Origin of the sequence: Microcystis sp. LE19-10.1B, from assembly GCF_027530565.1 — a bacterium.
Lineage (GTDB): Bacteria > Cyanobacteriota > Cyanobacteriia > Cyanobacteriales > Microcystaceae > Microcystis > Microcystis aeruginosa.
Map to the genome: position 1 here is coordinate 1 of NZ_JAPZQM010000246.1, position 4,568 is coordinate 4,568.

The window sequence follows — 4,568 nt, forward strand, 5'->3', positions numbered from 1 at the left end:
CGCGCTTTTGCCCGATTACGGGAATTGGGCATTGACCCGACACAGTTGTGACTATAATTAATCTTCAGCGGAGATACCGTCATCTTCCACCACCGCTTCGGTGATAGGAGAGGGGGGAATTTCCGTTAAGGGAGATAAATCCGCAGGGGGGGCCACCACGCGATCGAGTTTTAGGGTTAAATAACGAATAACCTCATCACTTAAACCCATGGCCCGTTCCATGGGGGCGACTTGTTTGCCGCTGGCCTGATAATTCATCTGCACATAGACACCATCATTGAGTTTTTTGATGGGATAGGCCAGACGTTTTTTACCCCACACCTTCACTTGAATGTCTGTGGCGCTGTGTTCGGTAATCAGAGTCCGATAACGTTCCACTTGTTGCTGAACGACTTCTTCCCCTAAATCGGGACGGAGAATGTAAAGAGTTTCGTAGTTATTGCTCATCTCAGAATCCTTATGGACTAGAAGGCTTCTTTGTCAAGACCGGAGGTTAATTGATTTTCATAACTCTCTAGCTTTTAATAAAGAAGCAAGGATATATGATCATACTACTATCCGAGAGTCGATCGCTAGTCATTCCCAGAAAAATATGGCGCAACGCTATGTACGAGTGAAACATCGTCAAGGACAAATCTTCTACGGACTGTTACAGCTAAACCGTAGCGTTGCCGTCTTTGATGCCCCTCCCTGGCAAGGAGGGCAACTAACCAAGCTAGAATTAGAACCTGATAGCTACCAACTATTAGCCCCCTGTTTCCCGTCGAAAATTATTGCCGTGGGCAAAAATTACCGCGCCCACGCCGCCGAGATGGGAACACCTGTACCGGAAGAACCGCTTTTATTTCTCAAGCCACCGACGACAATTATCGCCGATGGTGAAACTATTTTTTATCCGCCCCAATCGGAAAGAGTGGATTATGAGGGAGAATTGGCATTAATTATCGGAGAAACCGCCAAAAACTGCACCACAGCCCAGGCCAGAAGTAAAATCTGGGGTTATACCATTGCTAACGATGTCACCGCTAGGGATTTACAGAAAAAAGATAGCCAATGGACGCGGGCGAAAGGATTTGACAGTTTTTGTCCCCTCGGCCCCTGGATTGTCCGGGAATTGAGTATCGGGGCGCAATTAACCACTTTTCTCAATGATGGCAGCGAACCCAAACAAAGCAGTTATCTCAGCGATATGGTCTTTCCTCCCGATGTCTTGGTGGCTTATATCTCCCAAGTGATGACCCTGCTGCCGGGGGATGTGATTTTAACGGGAACTCCCGAAGGAATCGGACCGATGCAGGTGGGGGATAAGGTTCGGGTGGAAATAGAAGGCATCGGGGTTTTGGAAAATAGCGTCATGGCAGCAGCATCAATTAGCGATAATTAACAATCCTGGCGAATACGGCGGGGTCTAGACTTGCCCCACCGACTAAAGCCCCGTTTATCTGCGATTGAGCCATAATTTCATCGATATTATCGGGTTTTACCGAACCACCGTACTGAATGGTTACTTCGGGATTGTCTAATTGTTGCCGAATCAAACCGATAACGCGGTTGGCTTCCTCGCTTTCGCAGGTTTCCCCCGTGCCAATCGCCCAGATGGGTTCGTAGGCGATAACGAGGTTTTTTTGGTCAACATTGACTAAACCCCCTTGAATTTGCTTGATAATTACCTTTTCCGTTTCTCCGGCATCTCTTTGGGCTTTACTTTCTCCCACGCAGATAATCGGGATTAAACCTTGTTTTTGGGCAGATATAACCCTTAAATTGACGGTTTCATCGGTTTCGCCGAAATATTGCCGGCGTTCACTGTGACCGATAACCACATAGTGAACCCCGATTTCGGTTAACATATCCGCCGAGATTTCGCCCGTATAAGCCCCCGATTTTTCCCAGTGGACGTTTTGCGCCCCCAAGCGAATACGACCGCCGTGGAGGGTTTTAGAGAGGACAGCTAAAGCTGTGAAAGGGGCGCAAAGAACTACTTCTCGGTCGTCGGGGGTTTCATCTAGATGGGATTTAAAATCTTGCAAAAACTCCAAAGCTTCTCTCTGGGTTTTGTGCATTTTCCAGTTACCTGCAATAACAACTTTCGGCACAGCTTAATTAATTTAGTAGATTTGATAATTTATGGTACATTTTACTGTAAGCCTTTTTGTTACCCTAAGCAAGATCACCGATAATCGCTGTCTGTCGTGAGCAGATTTTTTTAATACTTTTACCTGTACCTAGGGTTTGCTGAATAAATCTAAAAACTTTGTTTGATAAGGCTTTTAGACTTTTTTGACCTCAAAAAGTCCCGACCCTTGCAGTGATTGAGGGGAATATTCAGGGACTTTTTGCCTGAAAATTAGGTAATTGACCAGGTGAAAATGGGTAAAACCCCACACCCCACACCCTACACCCTGCCACCAGGAAAAACTTTTTCAGCAGACCCTAGATAGATGGTTTCCTAGCTCTAAAAGGTGTAGTAATTGCGGGTATATTGCCCTTGAAAATGCCGTTAAATATTCGAGAGTGGGATTGTCCAATCTGTGGAACACACCATGACCGAGATATTAACGCTAGTAAAAACATTTTGGCCGCAGGACTTGCGGTGTCAGTCCGGGTCGCGACCATAAGACCAGAACAGAGTAAAACTGGGGCGGCAGGTGCGGAACCCCGCAAGGGAAAGAAGCAGAAACCTAAATCGTGAGGTTTGGGAATCACCGTCCGTTTACGGCGGTGAGGATGTCAACATGGTCAAAGCCGACCGACGGAAGCTGTGGGTCGAGACTCCTTTTAGTCCCGCTCGTTCGCAAGCATTTCTTAGGATCAGGTCGGCACTCGATCGGTGCAGGTGTCCTTTTTCTCTAGCGTTGTGGAAAGAGGGGAAAAGGTAACTATCGGGTTGAAATTCTTGCAGGTAAAGGTCGAGGATTTTCCGCAGGGCCGGATTGACGGGGATAGAACGGGTTCCCTTCTTACCTTTGGTAGTGGACTTCCTGAAAGTGATCGCCGTCCCCACATCGTTGACGGTCAGTTGCAGTGCCTCCGATATCCTGCAGCCGGTATGGAAACAGATGCCAAACAGACATCTATCCCGATCGTTATCGAAACCAGCGAACAGACGATCTAGTTCGACTTGAGAGAGAATTTTGGCTTGTCCGTTACCGTTAACTTTCACGATACTTCTGTTCTACTAGACAATACTGCACTATCGTCTAGTATAATGCCGCCAGTCGCTCGGAAGTCTTTTTCTTTAAAATAATTCTTTGGGCAGTTAGTTATGTTATAACATTTGTCATAACATAATTACGGAAGGTCATAGATTATGACAAGTCTAACGCTCCGAAAAATCGGCAATTCCATAGGTGTGATCTTACCGAAAGAGGTTTTATCCCGACTGAACGTAGAGGAAGGAGATCAGATTTATATCACGGAATCGCCAGATGGATACAGAATTTCTGGCTTTGATCCCGATTTTGAAGAAACCATGAAAGCTTTTGAAGATACTTACTCTCAGTACCGCAACGCCTTCAAGGAACTCGCCAAATAATCAGCAATTCTCATTTTGAAAAAAATCAGATAAAATTCTCTTATAGCAATTCCCATAGTTGTGAGGTACAGAGTCTTAGGTTTTGAGGAGTCAGGAGTCAGGAGTTAAGATTTTGGTGTACCTCATGAGATTGGGAAACGCTATATTTAAATAGAGAACTTGTGTAGAAGCATTCTTTTTTGACAGATAATTAGGGTTTGCTGAATAATGGTAAAACCCTTTTAAAATAAAGCTTTTGACCTGTTAAAGTCCGATGTTAGTGCAAGAAAATAGGATTGGGACGTTCAAAAACCTTGAATTATCCTTCTTGTAGTACATCGCTTGGTACAAAAAACAAGGGCAACAAAGCCTAAAACGACCGACTCCTGACGACCGGCTACTGACTCCTACCCCCAGGAAAAACTTTTTCAGCAGACCCTAATTATCATCCAACGCTGGAGATAGACAGGTTTTAAGAACTCTGTCCATGAAAAATCGATTTCAACTTATAAATTCAGATGAAATTCTAACAAAATTTTTAGTTTTTTTTATAAACAACTTTCTTTTTCTCCTTCAAGAGTTCTGACATTTTCAACTAGAATTTACTTGTTTGAATGGGACATATTCGGTGAGAATAAATGAGAAAAACTCCGACCAATTCTTAAACCAAATAAATTTTAATAGGGTACGAATATCATTAAAGAAAGAAGTCAGAGTTACTAATAGCTCACGAATCTTTTGATAGGTGTAATTAACTAAATCTAAAACGGTATGAAATAAAAAAGCTAGTAAATTTAAAGACAATAAGAACTCGCACAAATGATTCTGACCATGACCAAAGTTATGCTCTAAATTATAACCGTGATTTTTAAGAACGTTATTGCCTTCATTTTCAACTTTCCATCTGCTGCGTCCAGCTTTGACAATTTCTTCGACATTATTTTCCGTGATTTTATGATTAGTTATCCAATTATTTTGGTAGATAGTTTTCTGGGTTTTTTCATTAATAACAGTCACTTCACACCAATTAACTTCGAGACTTGAGTCGCCCTCT

General features: G+C 43.5%; 5 protein-coding genes and 2 pseudogenes. 3 read left to right on the forward strand and 4 right to left on the reverse strand.

What is annotated here, in order from left to right:
- Positions 1–57: 57 nt before the first annotated feature.
- Positions 58–447, reverse strand: coding sequence for a 30S ribosomal protein S6 (gene rpsF, locus O9332_RS08900; protein ID WP_002760954.1), 390 nt, complete (start codon positions 445–447; stop codon positions 58–60).
- A 145-nt stretch (positions 448–592) separates the two neighbouring features.
- Between rpsF and O9332_RS08905 the strand changes: the two genes are divergently transcribed.
- Positions 593–1,384: a fumarylacetoacetate hydrolase family protein gene (locus O9332_RS08905; protein WP_002760956.1), complete on the forward strand. Its 792-nt coding sequence runs from the start codon at positions 593–595 to the stop codon at positions 1,382–1,384.
- Here O9332_RS08905 and tpiA read toward each other — a convergent pair.
- Positions 1,371–2,096 carry a triose-phosphate isomerase gene (gene tpiA, locus O9332_RS08910; RefSeq protein ID WP_002760957.1) on the reverse strand — a complete coding sequence of 242 codons (726 nt, stop codon included), beginning with the start codon at positions 2,094–2,096 and terminating at the stop codon, positions 1,371–1,373. The genes O9332_RS08905 and tpiA overlap by 14 nt on opposite strands.
- 337 nt (positions 2,097–2,433) lie before the next feature.
- On the opposite strand from tpiA, the pseudogene O9332_RS08915 reads away from it, so the two are divergent.
- A pseudogene (locus tag O9332_RS08915) lies at positions 2,434–2,692 on the forward strand (zinc ribbon domain-containing protein); the annotation flags it as partial.
- 21 nt (positions 2,693–2,713) lie between these two features.
- Here O9332_RS08915 and O9332_RS08920 read toward each other — a convergent pair.
- Entirely contained in the window at positions 2,714–3,163 is a 450-nt protein-coding gene (locus tag O9332_RS08920; RefSeq protein ID WP_288024987.1) for a tyrosine-type recombinase/integrase, read from the reverse strand.
- A gap of 147 nt (positions 3,164–3,310) precedes the next feature.
- On the opposite strand from O9332_RS08920, the gene O9332_RS08925 reads away from it, so the two are divergent.
- A complete protein-coding gene (locus O9332_RS08925) occupies positions 3,311–3,535 on the forward strand; it encodes an AbrB/MazE/SpoVT family DNA-binding domain-containing protein (RefSeq protein WP_002757519.1) in 225 nt (74 codons plus the stop codon).
- 656 nt (positions 3,536–4,191) lie between these two features.
- Here the strand turns inward: O9332_RS08925 and O9332_RS08930 are convergent.
- Positions 4,192–4,568 (reverse strand): annotated as a pseudogene (locus O9332_RS08930) (ISNCY family transposase); the annotation flags it as partial.

What these genes read in the sequence shown, in the direction of transcription:
- rpsF (WP_002760954.1), bottom strand. Translation starts at nt 447, where the DNA reads ATGAGCAATAACTACGAAACTCTTTACATTCTCCGTCCCGATTTAGGG.
- O9332_RS08905 (WP_002760956.1), top strand. Translation starts at nt 593, where the DNA reads ATGGCGCAACGCTATGTACGAGTGAAACATCGTCAAGGACAAATCTTC.
- O9332_RS08925 (WP_002757519.1), top strand. Translation starts at nt 3,311, where the DNA reads ATGACAAGTCTAACGCTCCGAAAAATCGGCAATTCCATAGGTGTGATC.